We start from the raw sequence: 18,869 nt of genomic DNA on the forward strand, positions 1-18,869 counted from the left end.
CGATCGGCTTTGCTGGTCGGACCGCGCGAACGTCCTGCCTTTTCTGGTCCGCACGGTCTTTCTTACGAGCTACAAGCAACAGTTTGAAAGTACACTTCAGCGCGATATGCTTGCGCCGCGATGTAACTCACAGGTTTATTGCTTGGGTGCTGATATAAATGCCCAGATCCGTTGCCAGATACTGCGCTGGGGCTTTGCGGGAGCCGGATGGGCGAGAGGTTCGACCGTTGGCGGCTGTCCATAGAAGCGGGCCTTGGCGGCACGATCGCGACGACGCTCGGCTTCGACCTGTTCTTCGCTCCACGGACCTGCTTCGATCACCTTGCTTCGATCGATCACATAGTGTGACCGGCACTTCAGCGTCCAATTGCCGATCGAAGGACGGAGCGAGATGGTCTCGCCATCGAATGTCATCTTCCAGTCCGTCGGCGTGAAGGGGACGACCACCTCCTCACCACAGCCGCAGCAACAACTGTGGGCCGACGTCGCGTAGTCCATCGACACGTAGAGGACACCGGCCTCAAGGCGCTCGGGGATATGCTCAACGAAACGATGCTCAAGTCGTTGGTGCCGTATCATGCGAGGTCTCCGTTGATCAGCATGTTGCCATCGGTCGTGTAGGTGCAGTGGTGTTCCTGCTCGAGATCGCGATAGAAGCCGCGGATCTTCTTCCACTTCACCACCGCAAGAACGGCGTTGAGGGCGTTGAGGTCTGCCACCTGGATGTTGGAGGCGTAGATATCCTTGGCGCCCCCGCCCACGAAGGAGATACGCTGCGGCACATGATCCCGCTTCTCCGGTGTGCTGGCGGTCACCCGCAAGATGCCGCCAAGCGAGCCCTCGTCGAGCTCGAGCCCCATGCCGACATCAATGAACCCGGCGCCGACCGCCTCGAGCTTCTCCACGATCGCCCGCTTCGCCTCGCCCGCATCGAGGGACAGGAACGCAAACGTCACGCCGTCGAGAAGGTGGAGGTTGCCAGGCCCCAACGCGACATCGTTCGCCACGATGTTGCGGTGCATACGGCTATAAATGCGCTTCAGATATTCGACCTTCTTGGGCGCTTCTCGAAGCTCGTCCAGGCTGGGTGCACCTGGCGCGCGAAACGCATTGTGGGTGAGAAACTCGTCACGGTCGAAAAGGCGGATTTCGCTAACCGGTGTTTTCGCGACGAGGTCGAGAATGTAGCCGCCCGTGCCACCGAGCCCGATGATGGCGATGCGCTCGCCGACGAGCCGCCCTGTCAACGCGCCGATGCCGAGGCGGTCGGAGGCAGTCTCGACATAGTTGAAGACGCTCTCTTCCTCCTGTTCGGGCTCACGGAAGGTGCGCGCCGTCGAACCGGGGTTCAAAACCGCCGCCGGGCCTGCGATGATGTTCGCGTAGCTCGTCATTTTGTGGTGGTAGTCCGCATAGCCACCTTCGGGCTTGCTGGAGAAGGCATGCGTTGCCCTCAGGCCATGACCGAGGTTGAAAGCGCCGGTCGCGTGCGAAATCCCTTGAATTCGAACGCCATTGGAATGGCATGGGAAATCACCGTCCCAATGAACGACATGCGTGTCGGGCGCACGCGTCTGATCTCCGGCGAGCGTAAGACTGGAGATCAACGTGCCGACACGCAGCTGCCTGCGCTCATCGACATAAGGAATCTCGCGCATGACGAGATAGCCGCCCTGCTGCTGGACGAAGTAGCCTTCGTCCAGCAGGCGCTTGAGGTCCGGATTACGATTGAACAGTACGCGTGACATTAAAAACCGTGCCTTTCTTCTTGACATCGACGGAGCCGCCGGCCCCGAGTTCTCCGGCATGGGGCGCTGACGCCGCGTGCCGATAGGTCATCGAGAACACGACATTCGGCTCGTGCTGGCCCGGAAATGCGAGCTGGACTACCTGCTCGAACGTCACCGTCTGCGCGTCGACTGTGCGGAGGCGCGAGTTGACGACGATTTCAAAGGTCACCGGCGGCTTGCGCGCGGTGATGAAGCGCTCGATGCCGGCGCCGGTCAGGTCAATCAGCTCGTTTTGTTCGATCAAGCGGTCTTCACCGCCCGGAATTTCAAGAAAGACCGCCTCGTTATCTCCCGGCTTGGCCAGGCCATAGAGGACAGCGCCGCTGATAACGGGCTTGCCCCAGCGCAGTTCGTCGTCGTTGAGGGTCAGCTTGAATTCGCGATCCGACTGGAAAACAATGAAACGCTCGGCCCCGCGCTTGCGCAGATCGAAGGTTTCGTTCAAACGCACATCCTCGAAATCGCCCGAGGGCAAGATCGCAAAGAGGCTGTAGCCATGCCGAGGATCGAGAGATGCGGCCTCCAACACCTGGCGCCCGAGCGGCACGGGATCGCTCACCTGACGCTGCTGAAAATTGAGATCGCCCTCAGCGAGGAGAAAGCGATACCCACGCGCCGGACGAAGCGCCCGGCCTTCGCGCAGGGCGTCTCCGACATCGTCATAATCAAGAAATTCTGTTGTCGTCATAGATTGGTCCTTATGTTTTCGCCGTGGCGACGCCGCGGCTCTAAGGATCCAATCGGTGCGACATTGACCGACCGGTAAGGTCAGGCAAACTTTTTTTTAAGTGGTCCTTTCGGGGTCGAACCACAGATGAAGAAAGCGGGACAGTTCGGACATGTGAATGGTGAAACCACGGCAGGAAACCGCCCCGCGCGAATCTCGCCCAGAAACTTTGCAAGCTTGTCTCTGCGCCCCGATAGTTCGCGGTCCGACAGGGATAACGGATGCGCTTCGCTGTCCGAGAGGTGGACCAGCTCCGCAACGGCGCCGGGGAAGGCCTGCTTGACCGCGAGGATCAACGCTGCGGCGGCAACATCCTTGCCCTCGGCGGAGCGCATGTGGCCTGTGCCGATGCGGCGCACGGCGCGCACACCATCGGGTCGCACCAGCACCTCATCCGGTTGGACGAGGATTTCCTCGCCGCCAAGTATGAGACTGACAGCGGTAGGGACTTCCGCGACCATTCCTGCGCGGCTGGACAGAAAGAAGCGCAGCATCGCCAAAGCGAGATCGAGGAATTCGGCGCGATAGCCATGATCGGAAAGGCCTTGGCTGACGAACGCTGCTTCCGCTCGATCTTGCAGCTCCCCGTCGGAGAGAGACAGGTCGGACGCGACCACCGCCCCGACCACCGCGCGGACTGCTTCGTGCAACTGCATGAATGCGGTCGTGGTTCGGCGTCCACCGACCTGAAGGACATGCGTGTAGAAAAAGCGGCGGGGACATGACTCATAAAGAGCGATTTGCGGTCCGCTGAACCGCAGCCGACCGTCGATGATCAATTCAACGCCCTGCACGTCTGCAGCCGGGGGAAGGGCTCGCGCCGGCACGATCGGACGGCGCAGCAACGTGGTCCCGAGGCGGTCGAGGAACGGTGAGAGCGGCCGATTGTGCCCATTGCTCTTCTCTGTCGGTGCATAGAGGAACAGGCGGTCGCGAGCGCGTGACAATGCGACGTAGAAAAGGCATTCCTGCTCCTCGGCCTGGCCAGTCCGGAATGCATCGAGGGCGCTGCCTTCCGCACCAGTGATCATGCCCGTCGGCGCCGGGCACGCCGGAGCCTGCGGCGTCCGTGGTAGGGTATCGCTGTTAAGTCCCAGGATATGCACGGCTTCGAATTCCAGCCCCTTGGCGCCGTGGATGGTCATCAGTCGCACGCCATCGAGGTGCTGTGCTGCTGCCGGCAATTGACGCAGGTCGCGGTCGTCGCCCAGGCGCACAAGTCTGCGCACGCGGTCGAGCAGGCGCGTGACCGGCAGCCCGCGCCCCGCCGGCTGTACGCGCACGAAGTTGAGGAACTGCCAGATCGCAATACCGCGTGTGCGATCACCGAGGTCCGACGATGCTCCGAGACGTGCCGCAATCTGCGTGCGATCGAGAAGCAACATCGCGAGTATTGTCCACGGTGAGGCGGCGTCGCCGAATCCACACAGGGCAATTGACAGGTTGCCCAGCGCCCAACGGCCTGCCTCACTCAGTCCAGGGATGGAGTCGACATTTTGAAGCCAACTTGCCGGAGCGGGATTTGTGGCTCTCAAATACGCGAATACAGCCGCGACGTCTGCGAAAGACATTGCGAAATCAGGCCAGCAGGCGATGCGAACGAGACCCATGGCGCGCCGGTCGACGAGGATCGAGAGGAGTGCCAGCAGGTCCTTGACCTCACCTCGCTCGAACAGACTGCCCAGGAACAGGACCGGAACGCCGAGGCGCTCAAGATCTTGTCCGATCCTGGACAGCTTTTCGTTACCGGTGCACAACACCGCCTGATCGCGATAGGCATGCCCCTCGCGACGCAGTTCCTCGATCGCCTCAGCGAGGGCGACCTGCTGTTCTTCGGCTCGACGGACCGTGCGCAATTCCGGCTCATGGCCATTGGCGTCCCGCTCTGCCTCGAGGCCGCTATCGGCGTCGCCAGCTCGCATCTTGATCGCAAAATTTGAAAAGCTGGCCGTGATCTCTGGCACCGAGCGATAGTTGCGCTTCAATCGACCGCGTTTGCCGCTGGCGAAGTCTTGGCTGCCGAAGCGCGTCATGTTGAACGATGACGCCCCCCGGAACCGATAGATCGACTGCTTGGCGTCACCGACCACCCAAAGATTGCGGCCGTCCGGGCGTAGCGCGCTCAGCAATCTCACGCTGCTGCGGTTGACATCCTGATATTCGTCGACGAGTACATGATCGTACTGCGCCTGGAGTGTCGCGCGGATGGCCGGGTTGTTCTCGAGCAGTTGCACCGGCAGCGCAACGAGATCGCCAAAGTCGACACAGTGCGCATTACGCTTTAGCTGCTCATACGCTGCGTAGACGCGCGCGACCTCGACCGCGCGCTCCGCGGCTTCGCGCGTTTCGGGATCACCCGCCTCTGACAGCATGGCGCCGGCAAGCGCAGCGTAACTGTCGGCATCGATCACCTCGTCCTTGGCTCTCGACACGGCAACCAGCATATCGGCGATGATCTGAGTGGGATCATAAAGATTGCGATAGTGAGAAAGCCTCAGGCGCGGAAACTCCTCCTCGAGGAGTTCGACAGCCTCGGTCCGATCCATCATCCGCGGGTCCTTCGGCAAGCCGAGTTCCGCATGGAATCGCCGAATGATGTCGAGGCCGAAGGCGTGAAACGTGCCGATCCACATAGCGGCGGCCGCCTCGGGCCGCTTGCGCGCGATCCTTTCGGCCATTTCGCCCGCCGCCTTGTTCGAGAAAGTCAGGAGCAAGATCCGCCTCGGATCGACCCCCTCTTCCAGAAGGCCTACGACGCGTGCAACCAGCGTCTGGGTCTTGCCGGTGCCGGGACCCGCTTCGAGCAGGTAGGCTTCCCCGCGATGTGCCGCCGCCGCCGCTTGCAAAGGATTCAACGGCCGTTCCACATGCGCCGTCCCGGTCGTGGGCGGAACCGGCGGCAGGAACAAGGCATCAAACAGCTGTTGCGCGACGACCTCGAACGGCGCGCCGAGCTTTTTTGCGATCTCGGAGGCAGAAAGCCCTCCAACCACATGGAGCTCGCGCACAATGCTACGAGGCAGCAGCAGCTCTCGAGCGAACAAATCCATCTGAACTTCGCGGCGCTGCTTGCGCCCATAGTCGACAACCCGATCAATGCCGACCGGCGACGGCTCGGCCGCGCGAGCGGGATCGATTGTCGGCGCTGGAGCATCATCGGGATCGTCGCCAAGCTCGACATGTCCAATCTCGTGCGCAACAAGGAAGGCTCTGTCGAACAAGGAACCGACATTCTCATGAAGGATCAGGTCGTCGGCGGCTATGAAGGTCGCGCGACCGCCGTTGAGCACAGCCGCACCCGCCGCAGTCGGCTCAACGTCGATGCCCCGTCGTTTGGCTTCGGTGACGACGAAATCATATGGCGACCAGGGATCGGCCCCGGATTGAACCAGGTGAGCGTGAAGCTCGGCGGCGACTTGCCTGGCAAGCTCCACGCTGTCCATATCACTCGGCCTCTCTCAAAAGCTCGGCGCGCCTCTCATCCGAAACGCCGGCGTCGATCAGAACTTTCTCGAAGGTGACCTGCTCGCCGGTGTTTGGCTTACCATCTGCCTTGTAGCTGCGAGCTGCGGTCAACGATGCTGATCCCCAAGACATCTGCAGCTGCGTAAGGGAGCAGCGCATCGCCTCTGCCAGGTTTTTGAGGAACCGTTGCGGAATACTCAGCAGTGACACCCGCCGTTCACGCAAAGCGGTGATGACCTGGCGCGGGACGTCCAGTTGTCGAGCAACGGCGCGCCAATCGTCGGCTGTCAGAGTCGCGAAAGGATCTGGTGTCGCCACGGGCATAGCGCTGGCGTGTCGCGACCAGGCGGCGTCGATCAGCGCCTGATCTGCAGCGGAAAGCAGCGCGTCATCATCGTCGAGTTCACGGCTCAGCTCGCGCGATAGGTCAACGAGTTCTGCGGCGTATTCCGGGTAAAGTCGCAGGTAACGCTCGAGGGTCGAGCGATCTGGCGCGCTTTCGACCGCGAATGCGTCAAGCACGGCTTCACGGGCGGGGCGCTCGCCAGCCGGGCTCATTGCTGTTCACCGTCAGCCAGAGCCAACCGCAATGTTGCAATCGCTTTATCGCGATAAGTCCGGATCGTCTTTTCGGAGCGACCCAAGGCCTTAGCAATGGTCATGACATCTGGTTCCTTCGAATCGATGGGGAAGCCCTGTCTCAGCATATGCATGATCCTGATTTGTTCTGGTGGTAGAGCGTCAATCGCCGCATCCAAGCGCGACCGGTAAGACGGATCATCAAAATCCGACGCGGCAAAAGGGTCGAAGACGCCGGCTGCTGCCTCTACCTCTGCTGTCAATTCGCCAGTCTCTTCGTCATATTCAAGGGGACGAGATCTGTTCTCGTCACGCCAAGCCTGTTCCTGGGCATCGCGCCGAAGGCCCGCGATAGCACCATCGAAACGCACCTCGAAAAAATCGAGTTTGTCGACATACGACGCTCTATCCGCCGAGAGCATTTCCACGAAACGGCTAAAAACTTTGTCCCGCACGAGACCACGCGTCAGCGACTCAGTCATGCGATCGGAGTTTTCCGATCTGGGCAGACTGCGCAGCACCCGCTCAATTAGGATACGGTAGAGGCGCTCGAACCACGCTTCGTTGTTGTCTCGACGGCTCGAACGAATGAAATACACGAGACATTCGCTTGGCACGTAGCGCGGGTCTGAGCGCTTCGAAATCGCAGCTCTGGCAATCAACTCGCCACGCGACAGTATCGTCAATTGTCCGATTAGCGTCTCTATCTTTGGGTCACGTTTGTAGAGTTCGTTACTGAGACTTCGTTTGCGCAGCGGGATTACGATTGCTTCCCCCGCGTGGGAGCCGGCTTCCTTGTGCCCTATTTCGGCAGCTCTCTCCGACTGGCTCATGGTCTCGCCCCGCTTCTTTTCGTTCCAACGTTCGCTCGTGAGCGGACAGAATTGTGCACTGACGCGCCATCCGGAGGGTTTCGAAGATGATGCCCGTTCACCGTCTTGTTCTTCACTTCATCCTCCGGAGATTTAGTCGCCAATTACATCGACCAGCGCCGCAGATTGCCCGGGCTCATGATGAAGCCAAACCTCGACACGTGGCCTCACTTCCAAACGGTTAGCAATGTCCCGTACAATTCGTTCCGGATAAGACCCATAGAACAGATAAACCCCTCGTTCATAGCCAACGTCTGTCTGGAATACTGAGAGCGTGGCCAGATCTTTTGCGATCCCGCGCGGATTTTTTGCCGCGTTGTCGCCCGGCTTCACTTCGATCACAGCATGGTTTCGCCCCATATACCCCGGTACGTGCACGAGCAGATCAGGGATCGACATGTCCGCCCCAAGTCGATGAAGTATAGGGTGCCCGCGCTTGTCTACCTCGCCATTGAGCACGAAATCGGTTTGATCCTGAGTCGGCCACTGTATTCTGAGCTGATGGTAAAGTTCGTAGCAGTAAACACGTTCTCGGTAGACTGGCCCCCCGCCGTCAACTGGTAAATTGAAGAAATGCGCTTCGATTCGTCGAGTGGCTGTGGCTATGATTTCATTAAGTTGCTGCATGTGGTTCCGCCAGAAGCCGCCGTCGATTCTCGGAGTTTACGCATAGCTGATAATTAGGGACAGTCCATTGCAACCTTAAGAACGTAAAAAATAGGCAACCATCCACCACCGAACCGCGACAAGCACGACGATACTGCGCGTCCGCGTTCCATCGGAAAGCGTTGAGGGAACCCCAAATTTCGACCCGCGGTCCGGATAAGCGGGGGATAGCACCGGATAAGGATCAATAGCGCGCGCGCGAATCCTTCACTTGGGTTATCGATTATCGGGCAGACGATTGAATGGGCAGAAGAGTTAATGATCGAAGGTATCTTTCAGGGTAGTCTTTTTACCAGTGATTTTCTTACGCAGTCGATTGTCGATAATGCGGACTGGAAAAGTGTCAGTGACCACGATGTCGATGCGTTGGCTGCAGACTTAGCTGCCGCTTTCTCGTCCTTTCCAATTGGGCAGACGCCTAACGAAACCCGAACTGAAGACGATTTGATCTGGCCAATTCTCAGGCGGCTGGGCTGGAGCCACGCTATGCGCCAGCAGAACCTGACCGTCAAAGGCAGGGATGATGTGCCGGATGGCCTGCTTTTTGCCGATGCGGCGACAAAGACGCAGGCAGATCGATCTCCCGAAGAGTGGAGACGTTATCAATTTGGTCTCGCAATAGTTGAATCGAAGCGCTGGCGCCGACCGCTCGATCGCCAATCGGGCCGGCGGGGTGAGGAGCTTGCGCCATCGACACAGATGCTCCGCTATCTACGGCGTGTTGACGATTTGACGACTGGCAACCTACGTTGGGGCATTCTCACAAACGGCGGCAGGTGGCGGCTTTATTACTCGGGCGCCCGATCGGTCTCCGAGCAGTTCTTCGAAATTGACCTTGCTGCCGTTCTCGGAATCTCAGGGTCTGGCGACAACCTGGTCGCGCTTGATGGCGAGTTGCGCCGGCATGCCCTTCGAGTTTTCGCTCTGATGTTTCGAAGGGAAGCGTTTCTCCCTTCCGCGACCGATCCGCGGACTTTCCATTTCCGCGCCCTTGAGGAAGGCAAATTCTACGAGGAGCGCGTCGCTGCCGACCTGTCGAACCTGGTGTTCGACCATATCTATCCGTTGCTGGCGCGTTCGATAGCCAACAGCGCAGCGGATGCCCCGCTGGAGGATGTACGCGAAGCGGCACTTATCCTTCTCTATCGGCTGCTATTTATCCTCTACGCGGAGGATCGCAACCTTCTCCCAGTAAACGATCGTCGATACGACGACTATGGACTGCGCGATCGTGTTCGGCTCGATGTCGGTGACCGCAAGGACAGGGGTGACACCTTCTCGACGACGGCGGCGCGCTACTGGTCCGTGCTCGACGATTTGTGCCGCGCTATTGATGAAGGTGACTCGTCAATCGGGTTGCCGCCATACAATGGCGGCCTATTCGATTCCGAACGCACTCCACTGTTACGCCGGGTGCGCCTTTCCGATTCCATAATGGCGGAGGTGATCGACAAGCTCTCTTTTGAGAGAGCTGACGGCGCACGGAAATATATCAACTATCGTGACTTGACGGTGCAACAACTCGGCTCGATTTACGAACGGCTGCTCGAACATGAGGTCATCAGGGACGGCGACATCGTCGATATCCGCCCCAACATATTCGCGCGTAAGAGTTCAGGCAGCTACTACACGCCAGATGATCTAGTTGCTCTCATTATCCGCGAGACGCTAGAGCCGTTGATCGAAGTGCGTCTGGCCGCGTTTCGGGAAAAGGCCGAAGAATTGGCAGCGTCGGACCAGGATGAAGGACGCAAGCTGGGCATCCTAAGGCGGTTCGACCCGGCCGAGAAGTTGCTCGATCTCAAAATTTGCGATCCGGCCATGGGCTCAGGACATTTTCTTGTAAGCCTTGTCGACTACTTGGCCGATCAGGTCATCACCGCCATAGCCGAGACCGAAACTATCGTCGAGTGGGCAGACTACATCTCACCACTCGCCGATCGGATCGAAGGCATCCGCAGCACTATTCTCGGCCACGCGGAAGAGCGTAGATGGACCGTCGATCCCGAACAGCTCGATGACCGTCACATCATCCGCCGCATGGTCCTCAAGCGCTGTGTCTACGGTGTGGACAAGAATCAGATGGCCGTAGAGCTTGCCAAGGTCGCACTTTGGCTGCACAGCTTCACGGTAGGTGCGCCGCTGTCGTTTCTCGACCACCATCTCCGCTGCGGGGATAGCCTTTTCGGTTCTTGGGTGAAAACCGGTATCGAAAAAGCCACAGCCTATGGTAGCCCCCTGCTGCTTCACGAACCGGTTAAGACGGCGCTTGGGTCTGCGGCCTCGATGCAGACCATCGAAGGCCTACCGGATGCGGAGATCGCAGAAGCGCACCGCTCGCAGGAAATCTTTGAAGGCGTCCAGGTGATGACGGCGCCGCTTAACGCGTTCCTTTCGTTGCTTCACGCGATTGAATGGCAGGACTTGAAAGGGAAGGACAACGCGAAGGCCATTCAGGGCTTTTTTGACGGCTCTTTCGGAGACCCCGTTGAGATTGCACTCGGCAGACGAAAGCCGCAGGTCCGCGACGACTACGGTCGGCGATTCGTCGAGATACTTACCACAGCTCGCGAACTGATCACCGAAGAACGGTTTCTGCACTGGCAAGTGGCTTTTCCGGGCGTATGGGGAGATTGGGCAAGTGATGGTTTAACTGGCGGGTTCGACGCGATCATCGGGAATCCGCCGTGGGACCGCATGAAATTGCAGCAGGTCGAATGGTTTGCTGCACGTCGACGCGAAATCGCGCTGGTGCAGAAGGCGGCAGACCGTAAGAAAATGGTTGCGGAGCTGGAGAGCACCGGTGATCCGCTTACTGCCGACTACAAGAAGGCAAGCGCGCGTGCCGAGATGGCGGTCAAGATCGCTCGCAAGTCAGGTAACTATCCACTGTTGTCAGGCGGCGACGTAAATATTTATTCGTTGTTTGTTGAACGGGCTATGGCGCTCGTCAAAGACAGCGGAATGGTAGGCCTTCTCACGCCTATCGGAATTGGAGCGGACAAAACCGCTGCAGAATTTTTTTCATTTGCAAGTCAAGCTAAGCGCGTCAAAGCATTCTTGTCATTTGAAAACAAAAGCGGCTGGTTGTTTCAAGATGTTCACCACGAAGACCAACCGACAATAATCGTGTTGACCGGCGGCGAGCGATTATTCGAGAAATTCAAATACGCAGTCAAATTGACGGAGTTGCCGAAGGATGGGTCTTCTCGGCTGTCATATATTGATAGTGAAGACTGCCGCCGCGTAAATCCAAACACTGGTACCGTGCCGATTTATCGCGCTTCCCAATCGGGTGACCTGCTTAGTCAGATTTATGCCCGCCTTCCGATCCTGGTTGAGCGTGAGGGCAATATGGAAATCAAAGTTTGGCCGGTGAAATATGCCACGATGTTTCACATGACCAGCGCTTCAGGCCTGTTTCGCACGAAGCAAGAGTTGATTGAGAATGAAGGCGGTTATCCCTTGGGCGGGCAGGTTTACGGAACCTCCTCAGGCAAATGGTTGCCTCTGTTCGAGGGGAAAATGATATCAACTTTCAATCACCGCTACGCCGGTGTTCGGGCAAACAGCGGCAGCGTCAGCGGACAGGGTGTGGCTGTTCACGCGAGCGTGGAGGAATTACAAAATCCTGATTTTGTCCCGGAGCCGCGATACTGGGTTGCCGAGTCCGAGATGAAATTTGCGGGAGAGTATTTCTTAGCGTTCAATGACGTATGCAATACCAACAACAAAAGGAGCCTAATTGCAGCTCTTGTGCCACGCAGCGGATATGGGAACAAGCTGCCGTTTTTAGCCCCTGTCGGAGACTTTGGTGCATATGACGCTGCGCTACTCCTGGGCAACCTTTGCTCGATAGTATGCGACTTTACAGCTCGGCAGAAAATTCAAAGTAGGAACCTTAACAAGTACATTCTTGAACAACTTCCTGTCGTTCCCTCCCAAAGTTATAACGAGGTAATGTTTGGCGATAAGACAGCAGGGCAGATTGTGCGGGACGCTGTCTTAGAATTGACCTACACGGCCCACGATATGGCACCATTTGCTCGTGACATAGGGTATGTGAAGGAGTCCGGCGAAATCCGGCCGCCGTTCGCATGGAGCGAGGAGCGACGGCTCAAGCTACGGGCAAAGTTAGATGCCGTCTTCTTCCACCTTTATGGCATTAAGGACCGTGACGATGTTCGCTACATCTATTCCACTTTTCCAACGCTCGAGCGCGCTGAAAAGGAGGCTTATCACGGCCATTATCGATCTTGCGAACTGTGCTTGGCTTACCTGAATGCGCTCGCTGCTGGCGACCCAGATGCGGACATAGCGCTATGAGCAAGCCGATAAAGATGAGAGCCCTGTATGCGCTGAAGTCGGAACGATCATCTGTTGTCGATCCCACTACCACCAAGAGTATTGGCGCCTGATCGCGGAGTTGATGGGCGGTCTCACGCTGGCCGTTTATGCTGCGAGCTTGGGCAAACGCCGTTCTACCAAACGCAGGAATCGTTGGTTGCACGCCTCCGCAGCCAACGGCCACATCAATGCCAAACGGAAGCTTCCGAATGGCATATCATTGTGATTTTTAAGCCAATGTAATCAGGAATTTAGCTAGCCTGATTGGCGGTCGTCGGTTCATATCCCTTCAAGGCGCCCGAGTATGATCCGCCGGCGCCACCCGCTGCACGCGATTGCCACAAAGTCACGAAAAAAGCCGGGTCTCGTGATGTTCTCACGAGACCCGGAAGTCGGCCGGACAGCCGGCCTCTGGGAGAACATATACCTTCTAGGGGCCTACGTGAGTTTCCCTACCGTCTTCTCGAGAATTGCCCACAATTCCTCGCCATATTTTTCGCGCCAGCCGGTGTAGAAGCCGCCGTCGCGAAGTTTCTGCCTGAACGCCTCAGTGTCGGGCTGATTGAATACAAGGCCCTGTTTGGCCAGGACGTCTTTGAGGGACTCCGACAACTTGGCCATATCTTGGCGCTCATCAAGCGCGGCTAGGTTGATGTTGCGGCTCACGACCTCCTGCACATCCGCCGGCAGGCTTGCCCAGTTGCGCTTGTTGGCAACGCAGAAAAACGCGTCCCACATGTGCCGGGTTAATGCGCAGTATTTTTGGACCTCGACAATATTTGCGGTCTTGATGTTCGCCAGCGAATTTTCCTGTCCATCGACGACCTTCGTCTGAAGTGCAGAATAGAGTTCGTTGAAATTAATGGACTGTTGATTGCCACTGAGAACTGACCCGGCGTGGCCTGATATTTCCATTGAGAATTGGCTCTGACGCACATTTGCTGACGTGCCGCTCCTACGTTGCGCCGATCAGTCGTGCCTGCAATAGATCGAGCTTTGCTCTTCCGTACATCTGGCGCTTGATGAGCTTTAAGCGTGTGATCTGACCTTCCGTTTGCCCATTCGACCACTTTGAGATGATTGCATTTCTTACGGCGTCGAGGTCCTTTTCGACGCCGCCGGCAAACGATCCGACCAGGCTGTTCCTAGCGGCTTCCAACCACTCGTCGAGCTTTCGCGCTGTCTTCGAGCGGATCATGGACTGGAAGTCACCGATGGCCGTGCGGGCGACCACAAGCTCCGGGACGTTCACTTCGATCGCCGCCACCAGGATCGCTTCGGACTTTGCAAGGTCATCGCGTGCGGTGGTCATGAGCCGTGCGATGACCCGTGCCGATGGCGTCCTAGCGAGCCCGCTCTGATTGGCCTTTTCTGCAAGACGTCGGCGTTGCGCCCATTGCGAGACGACGCCACTCTGCCCCGCAAAACCCTTCGTCTTCATCTCACGCCAGAGTGCCGAAGCGTTCCGTGCCCCTTCCTCCCAGCGGCTGTTGAGCCAGGGCAGCCAGCTATCCAGAGAACTGGGCCGCGTCCGGAATACGTCGAGACGCTGGCCCCTTAAAACGTCGCGAACGAGCTTCCGGCTATGGCCGGTTTGCCGCACGATCTGTCGAATGGATGTTCCTTTTTTCGACAGTTCGCGGACCGCCTCGTTTGTTTCCTGCCGGCGTAGATATCCCTCATATTGCAGCTTCTCAGCGTATGTCAGAAGCTTGGGATCAACGACATTGCTACCGACAGCCTGTCTGATCTGCCGCATCGACTTGCCGACAGCGTCGAGGAAGGCCCGGCTGGAATTCTCCATCAGATGCCACCGATCGGCGACCTGCGCAGCATCGGGCAACGCCTTCGCTATGGCCTCACCATAGCCACCGCCCCGATCACGGGCGACAATCGATATTGAAGGATGCTCAGCAAGCCAAATTCGAGACGTATCCAGCGCACGATCCGGCAATAGGATAACGGGTCGACGCCGCTCAAGGTCACAAACAATCGTTCCGTATGTTTGCCCGCGCCTGAAGGCAAAATCGTCAATGCCTATAACCTTGAGGTCTTCGTTCTGATCACCGATACGGCGGCGAACCACCCGCAACAGCGTGTCGTTGCTCACCGGCACCATTAGACGATTGGCAAATGCTGCGGCAGGCCTACCGCCGAGCGCCAATCCGAGATGGTGAACAATCGTCTCCAGTCGCTGGGTGCGTCGACCATAGCGAGCTAGCACGTTGTCACCAAACCGTTCGCAGAAGATACGCCGGCCACACAGCACGGCATCGCACCAGAACCGACGCGTCACGACTGTCAACTCTACCCGCCGGCCGCTGAGAGGTAAGTCAGCAGGTCGCCGCTCATATCGGCTTTGAATTCGTCGGCTGGATCGCCCGCAGTCTGGACAAGCTGCTGATAGGCTGCGCGATCGAAGCCGAACTTGAACACATTCCCCAATGATCTTCACTGCTTCTACTGCAAAGCCGAACGACGCGAGACTCGCATGCGGCAATCGATGGCCCATTGCTGATCCTCCGGTGAATCAGCAAAACCTCCTTCACGACAGCAGCAAATGTGAGTCAGAGCCAATTCTCGGTGGAAACGCCGGGTCAGTTCTCAGTGGCAATCAACACACCGTGATCTTTCAGAAGCGCTTTCGATGATTGAGCAGGCGACCGATGAGGTGTGCCGGCGCAACAGCGTCGACGTCCTGAGCGTCGGCTGTGCTTCAAGTCTGGCTTCGCTATGGCTTATGCCAAGATTGCCTCGGTTCGAAGAATTGTATCCCTCGATCGAAATCAGGCTTCTGTCTACATCGGATCCTGCAAAATTGTCCGATGGCTCGGTCGATGTCGATATCTGCTACGGCAGCGCTCCTCGACTGGGCTCTATCGCGGCGGAGGAGTTCCCCCTTGAGACAATCGTCGTAGCCTGCTCTCCCGAGGTGGCGAATGGCGAGCGGCCCATACGCAAGCCATCGGATCTGGTGGGCCACACCTTAATCAAGTCGGAGCAGACGCTTTACAGCTGGCAACAATGGGCGAAGGACCACGGCTTGGCGATTGACGTCAATCGCGGCGCTCGATTTCGCGATGCGTTTATGGCGATTGCGACCGCTGTCGAAGGACGCGGCGTGTGCCTGGAGAGCTACCGGCTTCTTGAACGGGATGTGGAAAGAGGTAACCTCGTCCTTCCGTTCGGGATGACAGGCCCCAACCTTCGTTGCCACACGCTCACATATGTCCGCTCGCGGCTCAGATCAGAAAAGGTCAACGCGTTCAAGCAATGGCTCGAAAACGTATGGCTTGAAGACACTGCCTCGGCTGAAATGCGGGCGCGAGGCTGATCGAACCTCTGACGGGCAGCAAGATCGTCCGGCGTTCTTTGAAACGCCGAGACAGCAATATGCGTGATGCCCAACCTTCTCTTAGCCATGCCTCGAGATTTTTTGAAGTTTTTGCGATTGCGAGGCGAGCGGCCACCGAGCACGATATGCGCCGTCTACTGTCCTTCTCACCAGTCTCTGCGCTGACGACTTCAAGGCCATAGCTGTAGGACCGTGTCAGATCGCGCTCCCGGCGGCGCTATCCGCGAGTTAAGAGCCCGCAAGTCTATGGCTGTCAGACACGACGAGCAGGCAAAGCTGTCGCGAAGAGATCAACTGAGACTGGCAGCTCTCAGACAATCTGGATTGATATTAAGAGCGAATGCCTCCATATGTAGAGAATGATTTAGCGCGGCGTGAGCCGATTACAGGTGTTGGCGGGCGATGCAGACGGACCTACAGATATCCAGACAAAGTGCGACTTTGCGCGTAAAAGTTGAGGAGACTCTGCGTCAGGCGATAGCCAGTGGGCGATTTAAGCCCGGCCAGCGACTGGTAGAGCGAGAACTTTGCGAAATGCTGGGCGTCGGCAGGACCTCGGTTCGCGAGGCAATGCGACAGCTCGAAGCTGAAGGCATCATCACAAGCTATCCCCATAAGGGGCCGGTCGTCAGTACGATCACTTACGAGGAAGCGCAGCAACTCTATACTGTTCGGGCTCTTCTTGAAGGATTCGCGGGTCAGCAGTTCGCTGAGCATGGCACTGCCGCGGACATAGCGAAACTTCAAGCCGCAGTGGTCGAATTCGAAGCCGCTGCCGAAAGTGGCGTCGGTGCGCGCCTCATAGATGCGAAAAACGCGTTTTACAACTGTTTGATGGACGGCAGCAAAAACGTGTTCGTAAGGCAAATGCTGACAGCTCTGCATAATCGGATAAATCTCCTTCGAATGACAACCATGACGCAACCGGGACGGCTTGCGCATAGCATTGCCGAAATTAGGGATATTGCGAACGCAATCCAGAATCGCAACGGGCCGTTGGCGGCGGCGGCCTGCAAATTCCATATCGACCAGGCTGCCAAGGTCGCACTTGAATACCTCCGGAAGAACGCAGCGCCAGAAACTTAAAATTTCGATTGACAGATTGTCTGATAATCTTTTTAATCCTCTCTGAAGGAAGGCGGGTTTCATTGCTCGCACGCGTCCGGAGGAAAAAATGCCATCGACACTCAACGCAACGCGCGTGGCCTTTATAGGGCTGGGCGCGATGGGCCAACCTATGGCTCAACATCTCATTTCGGCGGGCTTCGATGTCGTCGGTTTCGACCTCTCGGAAGACGCCAAGATAAAGCTCGCTGATGCGGGCGGGCGAGCCGCCGAAACGATTTCTGACGCCATGGTCGGGGCCAGTTTCGTGATCACCATGCTTCCGAACGGCAAGATCGTGCGCGAGGCGCTGCTGGCCGAAAACGCCTGTGGCGGCCTGAAGCAGAATGCCGTCGTCATAGACATGAGTTCGTCTGCTCCAAACGACACAAGGGAACTCGGTCTCGAACTTGCTTCTCGTGGCCTTCGGCTGGTTGACGCCCCGGTCTCCGGAGGCGTCAAGCGCGCCGTTTCCGGCACCTTGACAATCATGGCCGGTGGGGAGGATGCTGATATCGAGGAGGCCGAGCCGCTGCTGAAGGCAGTGGGACAACAGGTGTTCCGGACGGGGCCAGTTGGCTCGGGTCACGCGATGAAAGCGATTAACAACTTCGTATCCGGTGCAGGTGTGCTGGCGGCGATCGAGGGTGTCCTTCTTGGACGTGCCTTCGGCCTGGAGCCGGCGACGATCGTCGATATTCTCAACTCGTCGTCTGGAAAGAACAACGCCACCGAAGTGAAGATGAAGCAGTTCATCCTCTCTGAGACGTTCGGGTCGGGATTTGCCATTGGCCTGATGGCCAAGGATATCCGCATCGCCGCCGATCTCGCCAAGACGCTTGGTCTTCGCCTCGATGCTCTCGCCAGCACGGCAGACGCCTGGGATGCTGCACAGAAGGCGCTAGGCCCATCCGAGGACCACACCCGCATCATCCGATACGTCGAAGATCACAATTAGCCCCGGAAACTCGCGAATTCGGGCGAAACAGACAGATTGTCGGACAATCAGTTGATCTTGTCATAGACAGTAAAGCTAGGAGCGTTGTCGAATGACCGCCACGAAAGAAACGAAAGTGAAAACACACGGCAAGGAGCGGCCTGTCCCTTCGAAACAGTTCGCTCAAGGGCTGGCGACGCGTCGTGAAGTCATGGGCGATGCCTATGTCGACGCAGCACTCGGTAAGGCGACCGACTTCACCTGGCCTATGCAGCAGCTCGTCACTGAGTATTGCTGGAACGAGATCTGGAATCGACCAGGCCTCGACAGGCGCGCGCGGTCCATTCTGAACCTTGGCATGATCTCCGTTCTCAATCGTCCGCATGAGCTCAAGGGGCACGTGCGCGGCGCGATCAACAACGGCCTCACCAAGGAGGAAATCCAGGAGATTTTCCTGCAGGTCGCGATCTACGCCGGCGTACCGGCGGGCATCGACAGCTTCCGAAACGCCCAGGAGGTCTTCAACGAAATGGGCATCTGAAGCCGCCGCCGCTGGGCGTGGCGGAAAATTTTGAAAGGCGTGGATCGGCCGCGCCGTTTTAACCAGGGAGGAGCCGAACTTGGCCATCGATCTCGAGAAGTTCAAAAAACTGGCGCTGGAGGACTTCGAGTTCAAGCGCGAAACCCGTTATCTCAACGGCATTATCAAATGCGATTTTCCTAGCCGCAGCGTCGCACTCCACTTCGAAGACGGCAAGATGGTGAAGGTCGAAGAAGCCGCCTACGACGACGAGAAGTGCAAGATCGTCATCCGGGGCACGGGTGAACAGTGGGACGCGCTTCTCCAGAAGAAGCCGCGGCCGTTTTATCAGTGCCTGCAGTCGTCAAACATCAAACACGGTCTGTTCCTTAGCAACAATAACGAAACCTTCGCGTATCTCCCTGCGCTCAATCGCATGACGAACCTGATGCGCGAAGCCCGCCCGGAAGGAGTAGCAGCATGACCAGGCATGATCCAATCACGGGC

At 57.8% G+C, this 18,869-nt stretch carries 15 protein-coding genes; 6 read left to right on the forward strand and 9 right to left on the reverse strand.

Annotation, left to right across the window (positions count from 1 at the left end):
• Positions 1-135: 135 nt before the first annotated feature.
• From CO656_RS22685 to CO656_RS22715, 7 genes are all read right to left on the reverse strand, one after another.
• Positions 136-579, reverse strand: coding sequence for a DUF6527 family protein (locus tag CO656_RS22685; RefSeq protein WP_097527223.1), 444 nt, complete (start codon positions 577-579; stop codon positions 136-138).
• The gene (locus CO656_RS22690) at positions 576-1,748 is read right to left on the reverse strand and encodes a ThiF family adenylyltransferase (RefSeq protein ID WP_097527224.1); all 1,173 of its coding nucleotides are present in this window, start codon (positions 1,746-1,748) and stop codon (positions 576-578) included. The genes CO656_RS22685 and CO656_RS22690 overlap by 4 nt, the downstream gene beginning before the upstream one ends.
• Positions 1,723-2,478, reverse strand: coding sequence for a multiubiquitin domain-containing protein (locus CO656_RS22695; protein WP_097527225.1), 756 nt, complete (start codon positions 2,476-2,478; stop codon positions 1,723-1,725). The genes CO656_RS22690 and CO656_RS22695 overlap by 26 nt, the downstream gene beginning before the upstream one ends.
• 80 nt (positions 2,479-2,558) lie before the next feature.
• A complete protein-coding gene (locus CO656_RS22700) occupies positions 2,559-5,960 on the reverse strand; it encodes a UvrD-helicase domain-containing protein (protein WP_097527226.1) in 3,402 nt (1,133 codons plus the stop codon).
• Between the two features lies 1 nt (position 5,961).
• On the reverse strand, positions 5,962-6,540 hold the full coding sequence (locus tag CO656_RS22705; protein WP_097527227.1) for a hypothetical protein: 579 nt from the start codon (positions 6,538-6,540) through the stop codon (positions 5,962-5,964).
• Positions 6,537-7,394 carry a response regulator transcription factor gene (locus CO656_RS22710; protein WP_097527228.1) on the reverse strand — a complete coding sequence of 286 codons (858 nt, stop codon included), beginning with the start codon at positions 7,392-7,394 and terminating at the stop codon, positions 6,537-6,539. The genes CO656_RS22705 and CO656_RS22710 overlap by 4 nt, the downstream gene beginning before the upstream one ends.
• A gap of 132 nt (positions 7,395-7,526) precedes the next feature.
• The gene (locus tag CO656_RS22715; RefSeq protein WP_097527229.1) at positions 7,527-8,060 is read right to left on the reverse strand and encodes a methionyl-tRNA formyltransferase-like protein; all 534 of its coding nucleotides are present in this window, start codon (positions 8,058-8,060) and stop codon (positions 7,527-7,529) included.
• Between the two features lie 297 nt (positions 8,061-8,357).
• On the opposite strand from CO656_RS22715, the gene CO656_RS22720 reads away from it, so the two are divergent.
• A complete protein-coding gene (locus CO656_RS22720) occupies positions 8,358-12,425 on the forward strand; it encodes a restriction endonuclease (protein ID WP_097527230.1) in 4,068 nt (1,355 codons plus the stop codon).
• Between the two features lie 459 nt (positions 12,426-12,884).
• Here CO656_RS22720 and dctP read toward each other — a convergent pair whose 3' ends face one another.
• Together dctP and CO656_RS22730 are read right to left on the reverse strand one after the other, a co-directional pair.
• Positions 12,885-13,361 (reverse strand): TRAP transporter substrate-binding protein DctP, encoded by a 477-nt coding sequence (dctP, locus tag CO656_RS22725; protein WP_234819560.1) that lies wholly within the window; start codon positions 13,359-13,361, stop codon positions 12,885-12,887.
• Positions 13,362-13,401: 40 nt separating this feature from the next.
• Positions 13,402-14,958: an ISL3 family transposase gene (locus tag CO656_RS22730; RefSeq protein ID WP_097527231.1), complete on the reverse strand. Its 1,557-nt coding sequence runs from the start codon at positions 14,956-14,958 to the stop codon at positions 13,402-13,404.
• 135 nt (positions 14,959-15,093) lie between these two features.
• Between CO656_RS22730 and CO656_RS22735 the strand changes: the two genes are divergently transcribed.
• The 5 genes from CO656_RS22735 (at position 15,094) to CO656_RS22755 (ending at position 18,846) form a co-directional block, all read left to right on the forward strand.
• Positions 15,094-15,780 (forward strand): LysR substrate-binding domain-containing protein, encoded by a 687-nt coding sequence (locus CO656_RS22735; protein ID WP_004129713.1) that lies wholly within the window; start codon positions 15,094-15,096, stop codon positions 15,778-15,780.
• Between the two features lie 423 nt (positions 15,781-16,203).
• Positions 16,204-16,887 (forward strand): GntR family transcriptional regulator, encoded by a 684-nt coding sequence (locus CO656_RS22740; RefSeq protein WP_013984692.1) that lies wholly within the window; start codon positions 16,204-16,206, stop codon positions 16,885-16,887.
• Positions 16,888-16,975: 88 nt separating this feature from the next.
• Entirely contained in the window at positions 16,976-17,863 is an 888-nt protein-coding gene (locus CO656_RS22745; protein WP_037155965.1) for an NAD(P)-dependent oxidoreductase, read from the forward strand.
• Positions 17,864-17,954: 91 nt separating this feature from the next.
• Entirely contained in the window at positions 17,955-18,383 is a 429-nt protein-coding gene (locus tag CO656_RS22750) for a carboxymuconolactone decarboxylase family protein (protein ID WP_004129705.1), read from the forward strand.
• A gap of 79 nt (positions 18,384-18,462) precedes the next feature.
• Positions 18,463-18,846 (forward strand): hypothetical protein, encoded by a 384-nt coding sequence (locus CO656_RS22755; RefSeq protein WP_004129699.1) that lies wholly within the window; start codon positions 18,463-18,465, stop codon positions 18,844-18,846.
• Positions 18,847-18,869 lie beyond the last annotated feature (23 nt).

Origin of the sequence: Sinorhizobium sp. FG01, from assembly GCF_002531875.1 — a bacterium.
GTDB lineage: Bacteria > Pseudomonadota > Alphaproteobacteria > Rhizobiales > Rhizobiaceae > Sinorhizobium > Sinorhizobium fredii_C.